The following is a 19,520-nucleotide window of genomic DNA, read 5'->3' as shown; positions in this document are numbered from 1 at the left end:
GGCATGAACGGGCTGTAACACTTTTCGAACCTGCGGCGCAGTACATATCGAGCCGACTGGTCATCGGCCGCGCATGAGCCGGGGTTCCCCCCGTACCCCTGGGCTCTGCGCACCCGGCGCGGGCAGGGTTCGTTCCCCCGGCCCTGCCCGCGCCCTTTACTTCACCGACCGGATCACCGGAGTCACCGGGATCGCCGGCACCGCCCGGCCGCCGGGGATCACCAGTAGACGACGACCTTGTCGCCGACCTGCACCTGCTCGAACAGCGACGCGAGCTTGCCCTTGTCGCGGACGTTCACACAGCCGTGCGAGGCGCCGGCGTAACCGCGGGCCGCGAAGTCGGCCGAGTAGTGCACCGCCTGGCCCTGGCTGAAGAACATCGAGTACGGCATCGGCGTGTGGTAGATCGTCGACGTCCAGTCCTTGGCCTTCCACTCCACCTTGAACTGGCCCTCGCGGGTCGGGGTGTTCTCGGAGCCGAAGCGGACGTCCATGGTGGAGATGATCTTGCCGTCGATCATCCAGGCGAGCGTGCGGCTCTCCTTGCTGATGCACATCACGCGGCCCGTCATGCAGCGCGGGTCCGGGGCGTCGACCTCGTTGACGGTCGGCGGGCGCAGCTCGTCGGCGGTGGGCTTCTTGCTGACGCTCTGGATCTTCTTCCAGGTGGCTTCGTCGACCGCGCCCGAGGCCGTGAGGCCGTTCTTCGACTGGAAGGACTTGACCGCGGCGGTCGTCTTCGAGCCGTAGAAGCCGGTCGGGGCGACCGTCATGTACTTGAGCTGCTTCAGGCGGGCCTGGAGCTCGCGCACCTGCTCGCTCTCGTCGCCGTTCGCCATGATGGCCTTGACCGTCGGCGACGGGGAGGCGGACGCGGACGGCGAGGCCGACTGCGAGGCGGACGCCGAGGGCGAGGGGGAGGCGTCGGCGGGCTTGTCGTCCGTCGACGGAGAACTCTCGGGGGTGGAACCCGCCGCGGACGCGGACGGAACCTTGGAAGCGGAGCCGGCCGGCTCCGTCTTCTGGGGCCCGCAGGCGGTCGCGGCGAGCGCGACGGCGGTGGCCACCCCGAGCGTGCGGATTATGACTCTCTGGCGATGCATTGCAGTCCCCCGATTTCTACGTCGTGTATGTAGGTGATGCCTGACGGGCGTGGACAGTTGCAGACAGTCCAGGGATGTTGCGCCATTGTGACCAGCGGCCGTCAGACGACAGCCGGAGCCGCCGCGGGGAGTTGTATCAGCCCCGAGCCCATTTGCTCCATGGAGGGTTTGGTCACATGGCCAGTACCGAGAGCGGGATTCCGATCGAACCTGTGTATAGGCCGGGGGATCTGACGAGGTGGAATCCCGGGGACAAACTGGGTGAACCGGGGGCGTATCCGTACACGCGCGGTGTCTACCCGACCATGTACACCGGCAAGCCGTGGACCATGCGGCAGTACGCCGGCTTCGGGACGGCGGCCGAGTCCAACGCCCGCTACCGGCAGCTCATCGCCGGCGGCGGCACCGGTCTCTCGGTCGCCTTCGACCTCCCGACGCAGATGGGCCACGACTCCGACGCGCCGCTCGCGCACGGCGAGGTCGGAAAGGTCGGCGTCGCCGTCGACTCCGTCGACGACATGCGGGTGCTCTTCGACGGGATCCCGCTCGACCGGGTCTCCACTTCCATGACGATCAACGCCCCGGCGGCGCTGCTGCTCCTCATGTACCAGCTGGTCGCCGAGGAGCACGGGATCGCGGGCGCGCAGCTGACCGGGACCGTGCAGAACGACGTGCTCAAGGAGTACATCGCGCGGGGCACGTACATCTTCCCGCCCGAGCCCTCGCTCCGGCTGACCGCCGACACCTTCCGGTACTGCAAGGCCGAGATCCCCCGCTGGAACACCATCTCCATCTCCGGCTACCACATGGCCGAGGCCGGGGCCTCGCCCGCGCAGGAGATCGCCTTCACACTGGCGGACGGGATCGCGTACGTACGCACCGCGCTGGCCGCCGGGATGGAGGTCGACGAGTTCGCCCCGCGCCTCTCCTTCTTCTTCGTCTCCCGCACCACGCTGCTGGAGGAGGTCGCGAAGTTCCGGGCCGCGCGCCGGATCTGGGCCCGGGTCATGCGCGAGGAGTTCGGGGCCCGGAACCCGAAGTCGCTGATGCTGCGCTTCCACACCCAGACGGCCGGGGTCCAGCTGACGGCGCAGCAGCCCGAGCTGAACCTCGTACGGGTGGCCGTGCAGGCGCTGGCGGCGGTGCTGGGCGGCACCCAGTCGCTGCACACCAACTCCTTCGACGAGGCGATCGCCCTGCCGACGGAGAAGGCGGCGCGCCTCGCGCTGCGGACCCAGCAGGTGCTCGCGTACGAGACGGACGTGCCGCACACCGTCGATCCCCTCGCGGGCTCGTACGCGGTGGAGCGGATGACGGACGAGGTCGAGGAGGCGGCGCTCGCGCTGATGCGGCGGGTGGAGGACCTGGGCGGGGCGGTGGCCGCCATCGAGGCCGGCTTCCAGAAGGGGGAGATCGAGCGGAACGCGTACCGCATCGCGCGGGAGACGGACGGCGGCGAGCGCGTGGTGGTCGGGGTCAACCGCTTCACCCTGGAGCAGGAGGAGCGGTACGAGCCGCTGCGCGTCGACCCGGAGATCGAGAACCGGCAGCGGCAGGCACTGGCGGCCCTGCGCGCGGAGCGCGACGGCGAGGCGGTGGCGGCAGCGCTGAGCGCCCTGCGCGAGGCGGCGGCGGGCACGGCCAACGTGCTCTACCCCATGAAGGAGGCCCTGCGCGCCCGCGCCACGGTGGGCGAGGTCTGCAACGCCCTGCGGGAGGTGTGGGGGACGTACGAGCCGACCGATTCCACATGGTGAAATACGAGCGACGACAGGTGCGTCCTCATGGGACACTCCTGCTCATGCTGGGTGTCACCGATCTGCCGACCTATCTCGTCGGGCTCATATTGATCATTTTGCTGCCGGGGCCGAACTCGCTGTACGTGCTCTCCGTCGCGGCGCGCCGCGGGGTGCGGACCGGGTACAAGGCCGCCGCCGGGGTGTTCACCGGCGACGCCGTGCTGATGGTGCTCGCCGCAGCCGGGGCGGGGGCGCTGCTCCAGGCCAGTCCGGTGGCCTTCGGCATCGTCAAGCTGCTCGGCGCCGGGTACCTGACCTGGCTCGCCGTCGGGATGATGCGCGGGGCGTGGGCGCTGTGGCGCTCGCGGGCCGAGCGGGAGGCGGTGGCCGGGGCCCCGGACCAGGGCGAGGGCGCCGAGGGGGAGCGGCCGTACCGCCGGGCGCTGCTGATCAGCCTCTTCAACCCCAAGGCGATCCTGTTCCTCGTCTCCTTCTTCGTGCAGTTCGTGGATCCCTCGTACGCCTACCCGGCGCTCTCGTTCCTGGTGCTGGGCGCGCTGCTCCAGCTCGGCAGCTTCCTGTACCTCACCCTGCTGATCTTCGGCGGGACCCGGCTCTCCGCCGCCTTCCGCCGCCGCAGGCGGCTCTCGGCCGGGGCCACCTCGGCTGCGGGCGTGCTCTTCCTCGGCTTCGCCGCCAAGCTGGCCGTCGGCTAGCCATCGGCCTGCGGTGCAGGCACGGGCGGCGGGCAGCCGTAATCCGTCGAGCGCCCGCAGCCGCCCGACGGCCCCCGCCCGACGGCCCCGGCGCCCCCGCGGCCCCCGCCCCCGCGGCCCGCTCCCGGGGCCCGAGGGGCGGGAACCGGGGCCGCGTCGGCGGTCGCCGTCACCGCGGGCGGGCCGCGCGCAGCCGCTTCAGCCGGCGGACCACGCGGCGGACGGCCGGGCTGTGCGGCAGGAAGGACAGCCGGGCCGGGATGCCGCCGGGCAGCCCGAGGGTGGTCAGCCGGCGGCGCTTGAAGTAGCGCCGGGTCCGGTCGTCCAGGTGGGCGGCGAGGTAGCGCTCGGCCTCGGTGCGGCGCGGGGCCAGGATCTGCGGCTGCATGGTGAACCCGACGGCGGTGAGCAGCCCGGTCAGCCGGGCCGCGTTCTCGTCCGGGCCGGGCGCGGTCCAGCCGGCGACGGCCCCGGCGTCCGCGAGGGCGGGCAGCAGGGCGTCCACCACCGTCAGCGGGATCCGGTTGCTGTTCTGGTACGGGGCGAGGCGGGCCAGTATGGCCTCGGTCCCGGTGCGCGCCACGGGCAGCCCGTACAAGGTGGCGGCCGTCAGCAGCCCGGTGGAGAAGCAGCCGGCGACCAGGGCGGGGCGCAGCCGCTGGTAGAGGGTTTCGGCCAGGACCGGGGTGGCCATGACGGTGAGCCGGGCGCCGAGCCGCTCGGCCTCGGCCTCTGCGCGGCGCGAGTACGCGGCGGGGGCGCTGGGGTGCGGCTTGAAGACGAGCTCGCGGTGGCCGAGGGCGTACGCGCCCCGGACCATCTCCACGTGGAGCTCCTCCTCTTCCTGTGGGGAGAGGAGTTCGAGCGCGGAGAGGTACTGGCCGAGCAGCAGCGCCGGGGCTTCGCCGACCCCGTCCAGCTCGGGCCCGTACGAGGGGAGTTCGGCGAGCACCTTCAGGAACTCGGGGGTCGGGACCAGTTCCGGCCGTACGCCGAACTCGGTGAGCAGCAGCGGTTCCAGACCGGGCACCAGGTCCAGGTGCAGGACGCGGCGCACGCGCATGCCGAGCTGCGGGTCGAGGCGGAAGCGGGTGGGTCCGTAGCTCATCAGCCCGTCGGCGTAGACGTCGACGGCGGCGCCGGGGAACAGCGTGCACAGCGTCCGGGCGGGCGGGACCTGGATGGACTCCACGATGATCTCGACGCGGTCCTCGCCCAGTCCCCAGACCGCCCGGAGCTGGCGCTCCCACAGCGGGACGTCCTCGGCGCGCGGCGCCCAGGCGCTCGGGTGCTGGGGGGCGATGGCGGCGTTCCAGTCGAGCACCTCGTCGAAGCGGGTGCTGAGTGCGGCGAAGCCCGGCATGTCGGCGAGGCCGGGGGAGACCTCGGCGGTGAGGGCGTGGTTGCTGGTGAGCAGGATGCGGCGGCCGGCCGGCGGGAAGCTGCCCGCGTCGATGCCGGCGGCGAGCGTGGCCATCCCGTAGAGGGTGGAGGCCAGGAAGACCTGCGTGCAGGGGACGGTGTTCCGAGTCGCCGTCGGAGTGTGCTGAGCGGCCATCAGAGTGCGGCTCCCGCTCGTGCGGGCCGGCGGCGCAGGCGGCGCAGTACTCCGGCGCGGTCGGCGTCCATCGCGTTCAGGGCCCCGTCCAATACGTCCTGGGGCATGCGTCCGAGTGCGGCCGTACTCATCGAACGGAGTTTCTTGGCCACGGCCGGTTCGTACCTTTCGATGGACCCGATATGGTGCGCGATAATTGCACAATATGTTCGGACGGCTTTGGGGAGCAGAAGATTGCTTTCCCGGTCTTCGGCCGTATCGGCCAGAACCTGGTCGAAAGCCTTGATGAAATCGAGCTGGCGCTCGTCCTTGATCTGCGTGAGCGAGGTGGCGACCCCGCGCCGGTAGAAGATCCCCGGCAGCCCGACCGCGGCGAACGACTCCGCCCCCCGGTGCAGGCGCCAGATCCACGGCCGGTCCTCCGCGGTCCGCAGCCCGTCGGTGAAGTGCAGCAGTCCGCGGTCCAGCAGCCGCCGGTGGTACATGCCGGCCCAGGCGTACGGGTAGTCGACCGAGGTGGCCCGGGAGGAGGGCAGGATCCCGGCGCGCGGGTCGCCGACGACCAGCTGCGGACCGTACGGGACGCGCTGCACGGTACGGGCGCGGCCGGTCACCTGGACATGGTCGTTGCGGACGAAATCGCAGCTCAGGGCCTCGATGGCGGCCAATGTGCGCGCCAGGTGGCCGGGCGCCAGCCAGTCGTCGCCGTCCAGGAACGCGACGTACTCGCCGCGGGCCGCGTCCAGGCCGGTGTTCCGGGCGGTGGCCAGGCCGCCGTTCCGTTCGTGTCTGAGGAGCACCGCCCCCGGCAGCTCGCGCGCCGCCCGCTCCAGGAGTTCGGGCGTGCCGTCCGTCGAACAGTCGTCGACGAGCAGGAACTCGAAATCGTCCCGGGCGTTCAGTTCAAGGCTTTTCAGGGCATCCGGTGCGTATGTCTGCACGTTGTAGAACGGCACGACAACAGAGAGCTTGAGCACCCGCGAGACATTAAGGCGTTGGTCGGCATTCACCATGGCCCGTATGCGGATTCCATGTGAACGAAGCGGGGCGGGCGCGTTAACCGGTGCGGTTTCGCATGACGTAGACGGGTTGTTAACCCGCTGTTGTGCGCTCGTTGGGCCGATCACCGAAATTGCGGAATAGCTTCTGCCGGGTGCCAGCCAGTCATCGCGCAGCATCTCGCAGCCATCCCCGGACCGCCCTCCGCGTCGCCGTACTCGCCGATTCCGATACGCGATGGAAATGGGGCGCACTCACCGCCCGCCGCCTGGCGGCGGAGCCGCACCTCACCGGATTCCTGCTCCGCGGCCGGGCCACCCCGACCGCGCGCCAGCTCGGCGAGGTGGGCGTCCGGGCGGACCGGCTCTCCGAGGTGACCTGCGCACGGTTCCTCGCGGAGATCGAGCGCGAGAAGTACGACGTCGTCGTCCTCGCCCTCGTCGGCGGCGCCGTCCAGGCCGTCCTGCACGGGGTCCGCGCGCTGTGGCCCGAGCCGGCCGAGCGCCCCGTGCTCGTCACCGGGTACGTGGGCGTCGTATACGAGAAGCTCGCCGACGGGCTGCTGCTGCGCCACGGGGCCGACCTCGTCCTCGCCAACTCCCGGTACGACGCCGGACGCTTCCGCGCGGTGTACGAGGGCGTCGGCGCGGACGCCGGGGCCGTCACGCAGACGGCGCTGCCGTTCCTGGACGGAGCGGCCTACGAGGAGGCCGGCTCCGACGCGCACACCGTGGTCTTCGCCGTCCAGCCCTCCGTCCCCGAGAGCCGCGCCGACCGCGCGTACCTGCTGGAGCGGGCCGCCCGGCACGCCCGGCTGCACCCGGAGCGCGAGGTGCTGATCAAGCTGCGCAGCCGTCCCGGGGAGCACACCACGCACCTGGAGGAGCAGCCGTACCAGCGGCTCGCCGAGCGGATCGAGGGCGGGCTGCCCGCCAACTGCCGCCTGGTGTACGGGAACATGGGCGAGGTCCTGGACGGCACGGACCTGCTGGTCACCGTCTCCTCCACGGCCGCCCTGGAGTCCCTGCACCGCGGGATCCCGACGGCGGTCCTCACCGACCTCGGCATCCGCGAGGTGCTCGGCAACCACCACTTCCTCGGCTCGGGCTGCCTGGCCTCCTGGGACCAGCTCGACGCGGGCCTGCTGCCGCAGGGCGACCCGCGGTGGCTGGCCGACCAGGGCGTGACCGGCGCCGAGGGGCCCGCCGCCCCCGACGCCCGCGACCCCGACGCCGACTCCTTCGCCCCCGGCGACTCCTTCGCCGCCGCCCGGGCCCGGCTCGGCGAACTGCTGGACCGCCCGGTGCTCCCCGCCGTCGCCCCCTACTACACGCCGGTCACCGCGCCCGGCTACCTGCCCGGCATCCTGGCCCGCCACCACCTCGCCCCCGACGGGACCCCGCTGCCCGGCGCCGTCCGCGAGAGAGGGGGGGAGTCCCGGCTGCGCCGCCGGCTCCGCTCGCACCTGCGCGAGGCCGCCCGCGGGGCGTACCGGCACGGCGTCCAGCGCGTGGCCCCGATGATCCGCCGGATGGGGGAGCTGTGAGCCCCGACGCCGCCGCGGACGCCGCCGCCCGTCCCGGCGCCCGCCCCCGCCCCCGCGTGCTGGCCGTGATCCCGGCCCGCGGCGGCTCCAAGGGGGTCCCGGGGAAGAACCTCGCCGAGGTGGCCGGAGTCCCGCTCGTCGTACGGGCCGTCCAGGCCTGCCGGGGCGCGGACACCGTCACCGACGTCGTGGTCTCCACCGACGCCGACCCCATCGCCGAAGCGGCCCGCGCCGCCGGGGCCGCCGCGATCCGCCGCCCCGCGGCGATCTCCGGGGACACCGCGAGCAGCGAGGCCGCCGTACTGCACGCGCTCGACGCCTTCGAGGAACTGCACTCCCTCACCGTGGACGTCGTCCTCCTCGTCCAGTGCACCAGCCCCTTCCTGACCTCCTCCGACGTCGAGTCGGTCGCCGCCGCCGTCGCCACCGGCACGGCCGACTCGGCCCTGACCGTCGCCCCGTTCCACGGCTTCCTGTGGCGGGAGGCGGCCGACGGCGCCGGGGCCGGCGTCAACCACGACAAGGCCGTCCGCCCCCGCCGCCAGGACCGCCCCCAGGACCTGCTGGAGACCGGGGCCGCCTACGCCATGGACGCCGCCGGCTTCCGCGGCGCGCGGCACCGCTTCTTCGGGCGCACCCTCCCCGTCGCCACCGACCCCGCACGGGTCCTGGAGATCGACGACCCGCACGACCTCGCGCGCGCCCGCCTCCTCGCCCCCCTCTTCACCTCCCCTCAGCACCCCCACGCACCGAACGAAGGGCCTCAGCTGCCATGACCGCCGCCACCCCCGACTCCCGCCTGCGCACCTTCGGCTCCCGCACCGCCGGCCCCGGCCGCCCCGTGTACGTCGTCGGTGAGATCGGCATCAACCACAACGGCGACCTCGGCAACGGGTTCGCCCTCATCGACGCCGCCGCCGAAGCGGGCTGCGACGCGGTGAAGTTCCAGAAGCGCACCCCGGAGATCTGCACCCCGCGCGACCAGTGGGACATCGAGCGCGACACCCCCTGGGGCCGGATGACGTACATCGACTACCGCCACCGCGTGGAGTTCGGCGAGGCCGAGTACCGCTCCATCGACGAGCACTGCGCCAAGCGGGGCATCGACTGGTTCGCCTCCCCGTGGGACACCGAGGCCGTCGCCTTCCTGGAGAAGTTCGACGTCCCCGCCCACAAGGTGGCCTCCGCCTCCCTCACCGACGACGAGCTGCTGCGCGCCCTGCGCGCCACCGGCCGCACCGTCGTCCTCTCCACCGGCATGTCCACCCCGAGGCAGATCCGCCACGCGGTGGAGGTGCTCGGCAGCGACAACATCCTGCTCTGCCACGCCACTTCGACGTACCCGGCCAAGGCGGAGGAGCTCAACCTGCGGGTGATCAACACCCTGCAGGAGGAGTACCCCAACGTCCCGATCGGCTACTCCGGCCACGAGACGGGCCTGCAGACCACCCTCGCGGCCGTCGCCCTCGGCGCCACCTTCGTCGAACGCCACATCACCCTCGACCGGGCCATGTGGGGCTCCGACCAGGCCGCCTCCGTGGAGCCCGGCGGCCTCGCCCGCCTGGTCCGCGACATCCGCACCATCGAGACCGCCCTCGGCGACGGCGTCAAGCGCGTCTACGACTCCGAGCTCGGCCCCATGAAGAAGCTCCGCCGGGTCCGGGGCGAGCTCGCCGCGGTCTGACCGCCGGTCCGCCCCCCGGTCCGCCCCCCGGTCCGGGCCGCGGTCCGGGCCGCGGTCCGACCCCGCGGCCCGTCCGCCTTCTCCGTCCGCCTTCCCCGCCGGTACGACGCCCCGCCCCGCCCCTGACGAGGAGTACGTGGTGACCCCCTCCGCATCCAGCCTGGCCTTCGTCGAGAGTCCGGTCCAGCTCCTGAACGTGCTGGAGTGGGCGTACGCCGAAGCCGCACCCGCACCGGGCCGTGCCCCGCTGCTCGACGCCGTCCCCAGCCAGCCCAGCCGCGCCGCCGTCCGCGGCCCGGCGTCCGCGGGCGCTCCGCCGACCGCCGGCCCGGGCCCGGCCGACCGCCCGTCCGGAGCGGCCTCCTGGCTGCGGATCGTCGTACTGCCGCCCACCGACCCCATGTCCCGCGGCCAGCTGCGCCGGATGGCGGGGCTGGCCCGGGACGAGGGGTGCGAGGTCGTCTGGCAGGAGGCCCGCGGCGGCCGGCTCGCCCCGCTGAAGGCCCTCGCCGTACTCGCCAAGGACGTGCGCGCGGCCCGCCGGGTCGTCGTCGGCGACCCCTTCTCCCGGTACGTGCAGCTCCTGCTCACCCTCGTACGGGCCGAAGAACTGGTCGTGGTCGACGACGGCACCGCCACCATGGAGTTCGTCGCGCAGACGGCCCGCGGCGAGCGCCTCGTACGCTGGCACCGGGTCGGCGGCGGAGGCCTGCCCGGCCGCGTCCGCGAGCTGGCGTACGCGCCGGTCTCGGCGACCGCCCGGCGCCGTTTCACCCCGGCCGCCGGCACGGGGCGGCGCGTCGAGGTGTTCACCTCGATGCCCGTCACCGTCCACGGCGCGATGACGCTGCGCGTCAACGCGTTCGCATGGACCCGAGCCCGGTTCGGCCCGCCGCGCCTGACCAAGGGCACCGACCTCGTCGGCACCTCCCTCGTGGAGACCGGCGTGGTCGACCCGGCCCGCTACCTGGACGCCGTGCGCGCCCTGACCCTGGAGCACGGAGCCACCCGCTACTTCGCGCACCGCCGCGAGTCCCCGGAGAAGCTGCGCGCGCTCAGCGGGGCCACCGGGCTGGAGATCGTCCGTCCGGACCTGCCGCTGGAGCTGATCGCCCGGCGCGGACCGGTCGGCCGGACGATCGTCAGCTTTCCGTCCACCGTCGTCCACACCCTGCCGTACGCACTGACCGGAACCGGTGTGACCGTCGCCGTATGCGATGTCGACCCGGCCTGGCTCACCGGCTCCGCCTCGCCGCGGGCCCGCAGCTTCCTCGCCGGGGTCACCGAGACCGCCCGTGATGTGCACAGACTGCCTGCCCAGACGGCCTCTGCGGCCGGATGAGCGCGCGAGTTTACCCCCGGGTGCATGCGGTCATGCGTCCAGAGGTCTGGTTTTTTTCCCCTAACGGCATGAACTTTTGGTGATCTACAGCCAGTTGGGCCATTCGTGCGCCTACCCTTCAACGGGTGAACCAGTTGATGTCCCGCGAGTCCCAGACCGCCCTGCCCGGCACGCCTGACCGGCCCGAGCTGCCCGGCAAGATTCCGGACCACCTGCGTGCCGAACTGATCGAGTTCCGCCGGGACTTGCACATGCATCCCGAGCTAGGACACCAGGAGTTCCGCACCACGGCGGCGATCAAGGCCCGGCTGGAGAAAGCCGGCCTGCGGCCCCGCGTGCTGAAGTCCGGAACCGGCCTGGTCTGTGACGTGGGCACCTGGGACGGGGGTCGCCCCATGCTGGCCCTCCGCGCGGACATCGACGCCCTGCCCATTCCGGACGCCAAGACCCACGTGGCGTACCGCTCGACCGCCCCCGACCGCGCCCACGCCTGCGGACACGACGTGCACACCGCCGTCGTCCTCGGCGCCGGCCTGGTCCTCGCCGACCTCGACCGGCAGGGCCTGCTGCCCCGCCCGGTACGGCTGCTGTTCCAGCCCGCCGAGGAGGTCCTCCCCGGCGGAGCCACCGACGCCATCGCGTCCGGCGTCCTGGACGGCGTGGGCCGGATCATCGCGGTGCACTGCGACCCGCGGGTCGACGCAGGGAAGATCGGACTGCGCACCGGTCCCATCACCTCCGCCTGCGACCGGCTGGAGATCGCGCTGGCCGGCCCCGGCGGACACACCGCCCGGCCGCACCTGACCACCGATCTGGTGACCGCCGCCGCCCGGGTCGCCGTCGACCTGCCGGCCGTCCTGTCGCGCCGGATGGACGCCCGTTCGGGCATGTCGATCACCTGGGGCCGGATCGAGGCCGGGCACGCCTGCAACGTCATCCCGATGCACGCCGAGCTCTCCGGGACGATCCGCTGCCTGGACATCAACGCCTGGCACGAGGCGCCCGATCAGATCCACGCCGCGATCGACGAGATCGCCGGGATGCACCGGGCCAAGTCGGAGATCACCTACGTGCGCGGGGTGCCGCCGGTCGTCAACGACCCGGTGGTGACCGAGCTGCTGCGCGAGGCGATGGCGGCCCGGCTCGGCAAGGAGTCGATCGAGGACACCGAGCAGAGCCTCGGCGGCGAGGACTTCTCCTGGTACCTGGAGCACGTGCCCGGAGCCATGGCCCGGCTCGGGGTGCACACCCCGGGCGCGAGCGCCAAGAGGGACCTGCACCGGGGCGACTTCGACGTGGACGAGTCCGCGATCGGGGTCGGCGTGGAGTTCTTCACGGCCGCCGCGCTGCTCGACGGGCGGCGCAGCAGGCCGATCGGATAGAGATCGGGCAAAAATTTGTACAACATCTGAGCGCCTCCCGTCACACCTGTCCAGCCCTTGGTACGCAAGGGCTGGACGCCGGAGGAGTTACCGATCGGTCACTGTCCGATTCACGACGATCCGATAACGACTCATGAACGGCCCTTTAACTGACATCTACGCGCGTTACGATCGCCGCGAAACCAGCGCCGGTCGTGGCGCTTCGGTCAGGTTTTGAAGGAGCCTCCCCTTGCGCCGGATCACCAGGATCGCCACCGTGGGCATCGCGTCCGCGGCGCTGGCCCTCTCGGCCACCGCCTGTGGCGGAAAGAAGTCCTCGGACACCTCGTCCTCCCCGTCCTCCTCCACCGCCTCTGCCGCGAAGTCGATCGCCATCGCGTACGACATCGGCGGCCGTGGCGACCAGTCGTTCAACGACGCCGCCTACGCCGGCCTGCAGAAGGCCGAGAAGGAACTGGGCGTCAAGGGCAGCGAGGCCGAGCCCACCGAGGGCGAGGGTGAGGCCGACAAGGTCCAGCGCCTCACCGAGCTGGCCCGCAAGGGCAACAACCCGGTCATCGGCGTCGGTTTCTCCTACGCCCCGGCCATCAAGAAGGTCGCGCCGAAGTTCCCGAACACCACGTTCGGCATCATCGACGACACCTCCGTCACCGGCCCGAACATCGCCAACCTGGTGTTCAACGAGGAGCAGGGCTCCTACCTGGCCGGCGTCGCCGCGGCCAAGGCCTCCAAGACCGGCACGGTCGGCTTCATCGGCGGTGTCGAGGTTCCGCTGATCAAGAAGTTCGAGGCGGGCTTCACCCAGGGCGTCAAGGACACCAACCCGAACGCCAAGGTGCTGAGCCAGTACCTGACCCAGCCGCCGAACTTCGACGGCTTCTCCAAGCCCGACCTCGGCAAGGCCGCCGCCCAGGGCCAGCTCGACGCCGGCGCCGACGTGATCTACGCCGCCGCCGGTCTCGCGGGCTCGGGTGCCATCGAGGCCACCGCCGGCAAGGGCAAGTGGGCCATCGGTGTCGACTCCGACCAGTACAACCAGGCCGGTCTGTCGAAGTACAAGGACCACATCCTGACCTCGGTCACCAAGGACGTCTCCGACGCGGTCTTCAACGAGATCAAGTCGGTCCAGGACGGCAAGCCGGCCACCGGTGAGATCCGCTACGGCCTGGACAAGAACGGCGTCGGCCTGGCCGACTCCAACCCCGAGTACAAGAAGATGACCGACCTCACCGCCGCCGTGGAGAAGGCGAAGGCCGACATCATCGCGAAGAAGATCACCGTCAAGACCGCTCCGTAAGACATCGTCTGACGTGCGATAAGTGGTCTCCGGGGTCCGGGAAGCGGTCTCTACCGCTCCCGGGCCCCGGCCCTGTTCCGTGTCGCTTGTGGCCAGTTGGTCGCAAGTTTTCACTTTCGACAGTGCTACGCGCGTAGAGGCATCGTGGACGCGATACCGTCCTCCTCCCGCCCACCCGCCCGGCCGATCCTCGCCCTGCCCCCTGCCAACTTGGCTTTCCAGCTCCTTCCGCGCCAAGGAGAGTGCGTCATCAACGCGTCCAGCCCGCCCCCCGCCGTAGAACTTCACGGCATCACCAAGCGCTTCCCCGGCGTCGTCGCCAACAAGGACATCGCGATCACCGTCCGCAAGGGCACGGTCCATGCCCTCATCGGTGAGAACGGTGCCGGCAAGTCGACCCTGATGAAGATCCTCTACGGCATGCAGAAGCCGGACGAGGGCACCATCGCCATCGACGGGGAGCAGGTCACCTTCGCCAACCCCGGCGACGCCATCGCCCGCGGCATCGGCATGGTGCACCAGCACTTCATGCTCGCCGACAACCTCACCGTCCTGGAGAACGTGGTCCTCGGCGGCGAGAAGCTCCACGGCATCGGCGCCAAGGCCCGCAAGAAGATCCTGGAGATCTCGGACGCGTACGGCCTCGGCGTGCGCCCCGACGCCCTGGTCGAGGACCTCGGAGTCGCCGACCGCCAGCGCGTGGAGATCCTCAAGGTCCTGTACCGCGGCGCCCGCACCCTCATCCTCGACGAGCCCACCGCGGTGCTCGTGCCGCAGGAAGTGGACGCGCTCTTCGACAACCTGCGCGAGCTCAAGGCCGAGGGCCTGACCGTCATCTTCATCTCGCACAAGCTGGGCGAGGTGCTGAAGGTCGCCGACGACATCACCGTCATCCGGCGCGGCACCACCGTCGGCACCGCCGACCCGAAGACCGCGACCACCAAGCAGCTCGCCGAGCTGATGGTCGGTGCGGAGCTGCCCTCGCCGGAGACCCGCGAGTCCACGGTGACGACCACCCCGATGCTCCAGGTCGAGGAGCTGACCGTCGCCGAGCACGGCATGCCCGTCGCCACCGAGGAGACCGTCCGCACGCCGGGCCTGTCGGACGCCAACGTGCCCGAGGTCGTCGAGATCGGCCGCCTCCTCCTCGACGGGATCAGCTTCACGATCCACAAGGGCGAGGTCCTCGGAATCGCCGGTGTCGAGGGCAACGGTCAGACCGAGCTGATCGAAGCCCTCATGGGCATGATCACCCCGGACGCGGGTGTCATCACCCTGGACGGCACCGACATCACGAAGGCGCCGGTGCGCAAGCGCCGCGAGGGCGGCATCGGATACATCCCCGAGGACCGCCACCGCCACGGCCTGCTGCTGGAATCCTCGCTGTGGGAGAACCGCATCCTCGGCCACGTCACCGAGGCGCCCAACTCCAAGCGCGGCATCATCGACCCGAAGGCCGCCCGCAAGGACACCGAGCGGATCGTGCGCGAGTACGACGTCCGCACGCCCGGCATCGAGGTCACGGCGGCCTCGCTCTCCGGCGGCAACCAGCAGAAGCTGATCGTCGGCCGCGAGATGAGCCACAACCCGAAGTTCCTCATCGCCGCCCACCCCACCCGCGGTGTGGACGTCGGCGCGCAGGCGCAGATCTGGGACGCGATCCGGGACGCCCGCCGCGAAGGCCTGGCGGTCCTGCTGATCTCCGCGGACCTGGACGAGCTGATCGGCCTGTCCGACACCCTGCGCGTGATCTACCGCGGCCGTCTGGTCGCGGACGCCGACCCCGCGACCGTGACCCCCGAAGAGCTCGGCACCGCCATGACGGGCGCCGCCTCCGGGACCCTGGAAGCCACCGACAACCACTCCGCCGCCGGTACCGACGCTGGTACCGACTCCCCGGAGGACGAGGCCCGATGAAGAAATTCGACAAGGACCGGCTGCTCCTCGGCTTCGCCGGGCCCGCTCTCGCACTGGTCACCGCATTCCTGCTGACCATGATCGTGCTGGCCGCGACGGGTGTGGACCCGATCGAGCCGCTGCGCCTGATGGTGGAGAACGCCGGCTACGAGGACGTCCAGGTCCTCATCGTGAACCAGGCCGGCACGTACTATCTGGCGGCCCTGGCCGTGGCCATCGGCTTCCGGATGAACCTCTTCAACATCGGTGTCGACGGCCAGTACCGCCTCGCGGCGATGCTGTCCGCAGTGGTCGGCGCGGCCGTCACGCTGCCCGGCCCGCTGCAGATCCTGCTGATCGTCGTCGTCGCCATGTGCGTCGGTGCCTTCTGGGCCGGCATCGCAGGCGTCCTGAAGGCCAAGCGCGGCGTCAGCGAGGTCGTCTCCACGATCATGCTGAACGCCATCGCGACCAGCCTGATCGCCTGGCTGATCCTGCCGAAGAACCTCGGCGTCCAGCCGGCCGGCTCCAACGACCTCACCACCGGCGACATCCCGGACTCCGGCTGGTTCCCGGCCGTGGACCTCGGCGAGGGCCTGGAGATCTACGGCTTCACCTTCCTGGCGTTCGCGCTGGGCATCGTCTACTGGTTCGTGCTCAACCGGACCCGCTTCGGCTTCGACCTGCGCGCCACCGGCGCCAGCGAGTCCGCCGCCCAGGCCTCCGGTGTGGACGCCAAGAAGATGATCATCACCTCGATGCTCATCTCCGGCGCCGTCGCCGGCCTCGCCGGCATGCCGGTGCTGCTGGGCGAGAGCCACACGTACAGCCTCGCCTTCCCGGTCGGTGTCGGCTTCACCGGCATCACCATCGCGCTGCTCGGGCGCAACAGCCCGATCGGCATCTTCTTCGCCGCCTTCCTGATGGCCTTCATCGACAAGGCCTCGGCCTCGCTCGACACCGCCGGGTACGCGAAGGAGATCGGCACGATCATGAAGGGCCTGATCGTGATCGCCGTTGTCGTCTCGTACGAGCTCGTCCGCCGCTACGGCATCCGCCGCCAGCAGCAGAAGGTCGGCGAGGAGCTGGCTGCAGGCCACGCCATCAAGACCGATAAGGAGGTCGCGGCGTGAGCACCAGCACCGTCTCCGCGACGAGCGCCGCCCCGAAGAAGGCGGGCGGCCGCAAGAAGCTCACCCTGCCGTGGATCATGCTGATCATCGCGGGCGGGCTCGCGCTCGTCTCGCTGGTCCGCGTGATCAGCGGCGCCAACGACCTGACCTCCATCGGCCAGGTCTCCGGAGCCCTCCAGCTCGCGGTGCCGATCGGCCTCGCCGGCCTCGGCGGCCTGTGGGCCGAGCGCGCGGGCGTGGTCAACATCGGCCTCGAAGGCATGATGATCCTCGGCACCTGGTTCGGTGCCTGGGCCGGCTACCAGTGGGGTCCTTGGACCGGCGTCGCGCTCGGCATCCTGGGCGGCGCCCTCGGCGGCCTGCTGCACGCGATCATCACGGTCACGTTCAACGTCAACCACATCGTCTCCGGTGTGGCCGTCAACATCCTCGCGCTGGGCTTCACCCAGTACCTGTCGAACTTCACGTTCGCGAACGCCCCCGGCGGCTCCTCCAAGCAGTCGCCGCGCGTCGAGGAGATCTACAAGATCACCGTGCCGGGGCTGTCCGACTGGATGACCACGCTCCAGGCCAAGCACTGGTTCTTCGTCTCGGACCTCGCCGGCGTCGTCGGCGGCCTGGTCACCGAGCTCTCGCTGCTGACCGTCGTCGCCCTGCTGCTGATCCCGGGCACCTGGTGGGTGCTGTGGCGCACCACCTTCGGCCTGCGCCTGCGCTCGTGCGGTGAGAACCCCATCGCCGCCGAGTCCCTCGGCGTCAACGTCTACAAGTACAAGTACATCGCCGTGGTCGTCTCCGGCGCCCTGGCGGGCCTCGGCGGCGTGTTCCTGTCGATCGTCGCAAGCCCCATCTACCAGGAGGGCCAGACCGGCGGCCGCGGCTACATCGGTCTCGCCGCGATGATCTTCGGTAACTGGATGCCGGGCGGCATGGCGCTGGGCGCCGGCCTCTTCGGCTTCACCGACAGCCTCAAGCTGCGCGGTGGCGCCGAGAACGTCCACGCGATGCTGCTGCTCCTCGCGATCCTGCTGGTGCTGGTCTGCGCCTGGCAGCTGTACAAGAAGAAGCACTTCCAGGGCGCCCTCTCGGGTGTCTGCGCCGGCGGCCTGTTCCTCTGGTACGCGCTCACCGACGCGGTCCCCAGCCAGTTCGTGGACGCGGCTCCGTACCTGACGACGCTGCTCGTGCTCGCGCTGTCCGCGCAGCGGCTGCGGATGCCGAAGGCGGACGGCATGCCGTACCGCAAGGGCCAGGGCAAGTGACGACGGCGATCCACCCCGACTGGGAGGCCCTGCGGGAGGCCGCCCGGGACGCCATGTCCCGGGCGTACGCCCCCTACTCGCACTTCCCGGTCGGGGTCGCCGCCCTCGTCGACGACGGCCGGATCGTCGTCGGCTGCAACGTGGAGAACGCCAGCTACGGGCTCAGCCTGTGCGCCGAGTGCGGGCTGGTCTCCTCCCTGCAGGCCACCGGCGGCGGCCGCCTGACGCACTTCACCTGCGTCGACGGCAAGGGCGACATCCTCGTCCCGTGCGGCCGCTGCCGTCAGCTCCTCTTCGAGTTCGGTGGACCGGAGCTGCTGGTGGAGACCCCCAAGGGGGTCCTTCCGCTGGCCGAGATGCTGCCGCAGGCCTTCGGGCCGGACCACCTGGGATAGCCGTGCCGACGGCCCTTCGCCCCTGCCGGGCGAAGGGCCGTCGCAATTCCCCCTTCTCTTCTCTCTCCACCCTCTCTATGCGCGTAGAAGGAAGCACCACATGGACGTCATCTCCGTCATCCGAACGAAGCGTGACCGAGGCGAGCTGAGCCCCGAGCAGATCGACTGGGTCATCGACGCGTACACGCGCGGTGTCGTCGCCGACGAGCAGATGTCGGCGCTGGCGATGGCCATCCTGCTGAACGGCATGAACCGGGCCGAGATCAAGCGCTGGACCGCCGCGATGATCGCCTCGGGCGAGCGGATGAACTTCGACTCCCTGTCCCGCCCGACCGCGGACAAGCACTCCACCGGCGGCGTCGGCGACAAGATCACCCTGCCGCTGGCCCCGCTCGTCGCCGCCTGCGGCGCGGCCGTCCCGCAGCTGTCGGGCCGCGGCCTCGGCCACACCGGCGGCACCCTGGACAAGCTGGAGTCCATCCCCGGCTGGCGCGCGCTGCTCTCCAACGAGGAGATGCTGCACGTCCTGGACACCACGGGAGCGGTCATCTGCGCGGCGGGCGACGGCCTGGCCCCCGCCGACAAGAAGCTGTACGCGCTGCGCGACGTGACGGGCACCGTCGAGGCCATCCCGCTGATCGCCTCCTCGATCATGTCGAAGAAGATCGCCGAGGGCACGGGCTCGCTCGTCCTCGACGTGAAGGTCGGCACCGGCGCGTTCATGAAGAACATCGAGGACGCGCGTGAGCTCGCCTCGACGATGGTCGCCCTCGGCACGGACAGCGGCGTCAAGACGATCGCCCTGCTCACCGACATGTCCACCCCGCTCGGCCTGACCGCCGGCAACGCGCTGGAGATCCGCGAGTCGGTCGAGGTCCTGGCCGGCGGCGGCCCCTCCGACGTCGTCGACCTGACCCTGGCGCTGGCCCGCGAGATGCTGGACGCGGCGGGCATCAAGGACGCCGACCCGGCCAAGGCCCTGGCCGACGGCTCCGCCATGGACGTCTGGCGCCGGATGATCTCCGCCCAGGGCGGCGACCCGGACGCGGCTCTGCCGGTGGCCCGCGAGCAGCACGTGGTCACCGCCCCCTCCTCGGGCGTCCTGACCCGCCTGGACGCGTACGGCGTCGGCGTGGGCGCCTGGCGCCTGGGCGCCGGCCGCGCGCGCAAGGAGGACCCGGTGCAGGCGGGCGCGGGCATCGAGCTCCACGCCAAGCCGGGCGACACGGTCACCGCCGGCCAGCCGCTGATGACCCTGCACACCGACACCCCGGAGAAGTTCGAGTACGCCCTGGCCTCCCTGGAGGGCACCTACGACATCGCCCCGGCCGGCACGGCGTTCTCCGCCACGCCGATCGTCCTGGACCGCATCGCCTGATCCGCGGCCCCCTCAACGCGTCGGCGCGGCTCCCCGTCCGGAGCCGCGCCGGCGTTTTTTCGTACGCGACGAGCCCGCCGGGGAGCCCGC

Annotated in this window: 15 protein-coding genes and 1 pseudogene; 13 read left to right on the top strand and 3 right to left on the bottom strand. The window is 71.3% G+C overall.

The genetic code is table 11. The features are described 5' to 3' along the window. Window positions 1-218: 218 nt before the first annotated feature. Window positions 219-1,103, bottom strand: a complete 885-nt coding sequence (locus tag ACIBAD_RS07425; protein WP_398905151.1) for a peptidoglycan-binding protein — start codon at window positions 1,101-1,103, stop codon at window positions 219-221. Between the two features lie 176 nt (window positions 1,104-1,279). Between ACIBAD_RS07425 and ACIBAD_RS07420 the strand changes: the two genes are divergently transcribed. Then, window positions 1,280-2,860: a methylmalonyl-CoA mutase gene (locus ACIBAD_RS07420; RefSeq protein WP_398905149.1), complete on the top strand. Its 1,581-nt coding sequence runs from the start codon at window positions 1,280-1,282 to the stop codon at window positions 2,858-2,860. A gap of 44 nt (window positions 2,861-2,904) precedes the next feature. Beyond that, window positions 2,905-3,558: a leucine efflux protein LeuE gene (gene leuE / locus ACIBAD_RS07415; RefSeq protein WP_134071834.1), complete on the top strand. Its 654-nt coding sequence runs from the start codon at window positions 2,905-2,907 to the stop codon at window positions 3,556-3,558. A 169-nt stretch (window positions 3,559-3,727) separates the two neighbouring features. Here leuE and ACIBAD_RS07410 read toward each other — a convergent pair whose 3' ends face one another. Both ACIBAD_RS07410 and ACIBAD_RS07405 read right to left on the bottom strand, forming a co-directional pair. Then, window positions 3,728-5,116, bottom strand: a complete 1,389-nt coding sequence (locus ACIBAD_RS07410) for a polysialyltransferase family glycosyltransferase (protein WP_398905146.1) — start codon at window positions 5,114-5,116, stop codon at window positions 3,728-3,730. After that, the gene (locus tag ACIBAD_RS07405) at window positions 5,116-6,093 is read right to left on the bottom strand and encodes a glycosyltransferase family 2 protein (protein ID WP_134074427.1); all 978 of its coding nucleotides are present in this window, start codon (window positions 6,091-6,093) and stop codon (window positions 5,116-5,118) included. The genes ACIBAD_RS07410 and ACIBAD_RS07405 overlap by 1 nt, the downstream gene beginning before the upstream one ends. Before the next feature lie 176 nt (window positions 6,094-6,269). On the opposite strand from ACIBAD_RS07405, the gene ACIBAD_RS07400 reads away from it, so the two are divergent. The 11 genes and pseudogenes from ACIBAD_RS07400 (at window position 6,270) to ACIBAD_RS07350 (ending at window position 19,430) form a co-directional block, all read left to right on the top strand. Further along, complete coding sequence (locus tag ACIBAD_RS07400; RefSeq protein WP_398905143.1) at window positions 6,270-7,661, top strand: DUF6716 putative glycosyltransferase; 1,392 nt, start codon at window positions 6,270-6,272, stop codon at window positions 7,659-7,661. Beyond that, window positions 7,658-8,413 (top strand): annotated as a pseudogene (locus ACIBAD_RS07395) (cytidylyltransferase domain-containing protein); the annotation flags it as partial. The gene ACIBAD_RS07400 and the pseudogene ACIBAD_RS07395, both read left to right, overlap by 4 nt. Window positions 8,414-8,433: 20 nt before the next feature. Further along, on the top strand, window positions 8,434-9,345 hold the full coding sequence (locus ACIBAD_RS07390; protein WP_398905141.1) for an N-acetylneuraminate synthase family protein: 912 nt from the start codon (window positions 8,434-8,436) through the stop codon (window positions 9,343-9,345). 139 nt (window positions 9,346-9,484) lie between these two features. Beyond that, the gene (locus ACIBAD_RS07385) at window positions 9,485-10,687 is read left to right on the top strand and encodes a hypothetical protein (protein ID WP_398905138.1); all 1,203 of its coding nucleotides are present in this window, start codon (window positions 9,485-9,487) and stop codon (window positions 10,685-10,687) included. A 137-nt stretch (window positions 10,688-10,824) separates the two neighbouring features. Further along, window positions 10,825-12,069 carry an amidohydrolase gene (locus ACIBAD_RS07380; RefSeq protein WP_134074425.1) on the top strand — a complete coding sequence of 415 codons (1,245 nt, stop codon included), beginning with the start codon at window positions 10,825-10,827 and terminating at the stop codon, window positions 12,067-12,069. A gap of 229 nt (window positions 12,070-12,298) precedes the next feature. Further along, the gene (locus ACIBAD_RS07375; protein ID WP_398905136.1) at window positions 12,299-13,366 is read left to right on the top strand and encodes a BMP family protein; all 1,068 of its coding nucleotides are present in this window, start codon (window positions 12,299-12,301) and stop codon (window positions 13,364-13,366) included. Window positions 13,367-13,615: 249 nt separating this feature from the next. Then, on the top strand, window positions 13,616-15,283 hold the full coding sequence (locus tag ACIBAD_RS07370) for an ABC transporter ATP-binding protein (RefSeq protein WP_398905433.1): 1,668 nt from the start codon (window positions 13,616-13,618) through the stop codon (window positions 15,281-15,283). Beyond that, complete coding sequence (locus tag ACIBAD_RS07365; RefSeq protein WP_134071828.1) at window positions 15,280-16,395, top strand: ABC transporter permease; 1,116 nt, start codon at window positions 15,280-15,282, stop codon at window positions 16,393-16,395. Before ACIBAD_RS07370 ends, ACIBAD_RS07365 begins: the two co-directional genes overlap by 4 nt. Beyond that, complete coding sequence (locus ACIBAD_RS07360; RefSeq protein ID WP_134071826.1) at window positions 16,392-17,657, top strand: ABC transporter permease; 1,266 nt, start codon at window positions 16,392-16,394, stop codon at window positions 17,655-17,657. Before ACIBAD_RS07365 ends, ACIBAD_RS07360 begins: the two co-directional genes overlap by 4 nt. Continuing rightward, window positions 17,654-18,052 (top strand): cytidine deaminase, encoded by a 399-nt coding sequence (locus ACIBAD_RS07355; RefSeq protein WP_134071824.1) that lies wholly within the window; start codon window positions 17,654-17,656, stop codon window positions 18,050-18,052. The genes ACIBAD_RS07360 and ACIBAD_RS07355 overlap by 4 nt, the downstream gene beginning before the upstream one ends. Window positions 18,053-18,152: 100 nt before the next feature. Beyond that, window positions 18,153-19,430 carry a thymidine phosphorylase gene (locus tag ACIBAD_RS07350; RefSeq protein WP_134071822.1) on the top strand — a complete coding sequence of 426 codons (1,278 nt, stop codon included), beginning with the start codon at window positions 18,153-18,155 and terminating at the stop codon, window positions 19,428-19,430. The last annotated feature ends 90 nt before the right edge of the window (window positions 19,431-19,520 follow it).

It is taken from the genome of Streptomyces sp. NPDC051109 (assembly GCF_044455885.1).
Taxonomy (GTDB): Bacteria; Actinomycetota; Actinomycetes; order Streptomycetales; family Streptomycetaceae; genus Streptomyces.
The sequence above is the reverse complement of the archived record's forward strand: the minus strand, read 5'-3'. Positions and strand labels throughout refer to the sequence as shown.

Bases quoted from the DNA above. Each gene is read 5' to 3' on its own strand.
- ACIBAD_RS07425 (WP_398905151.1), bottom strand. From the start codon at position 1,103: ATGCATCGCCAGAGAGTCATAATCCGCACGCTCGGGGTGGCCACCGCC.
- ACIBAD_RS07420 (WP_398905149.1), top strand. From the start codon at position 1,280: ATGGCCAGTACCGAGAGCGGGATTCCGATCGAACCTGTGTATAGGCCG.
- leuE (WP_134071834.1), top strand. From the start codon at position 2,905: ATGCTGGGTGTCACCGATCTGCCGACCTATCTCGTCGGGCTCATATTG.
- ACIBAD_RS07410 (WP_398905146.1), bottom strand. From the start codon at position 5,116: ATGGCCGCTCAGCACACTCCGACGGCGACTCGGAACACCGTCCCCTGC.
- ACIBAD_RS07390 (WP_398905141.1), top strand. From the start codon at position 8,434: ATGACCGCCGCCACCCCCGACTCCCGCCTGCGCACCTTCGGCTCCCGC.
- ACIBAD_RS07380 (WP_134074425.1), top strand. From the start codon at position 10,825: ATGTCCCGCGAGTCCCAGACCGCCCTGCCCGGCACGCCTGACCGGCCC.
- ACIBAD_RS07365 (WP_134071828.1), top strand. From the start codon at position 15,280: ATGAAGAAATTCGACAAGGACCGGCTGCTCCTCGGCTTCGCCGGGCCC.
- ACIBAD_RS07350 (WP_134071822.1), top strand. From the start codon at position 18,153: ATGGACGTCATCTCCGTCATCCGAACGAAGCGTGACCGAGGCGAGCTG.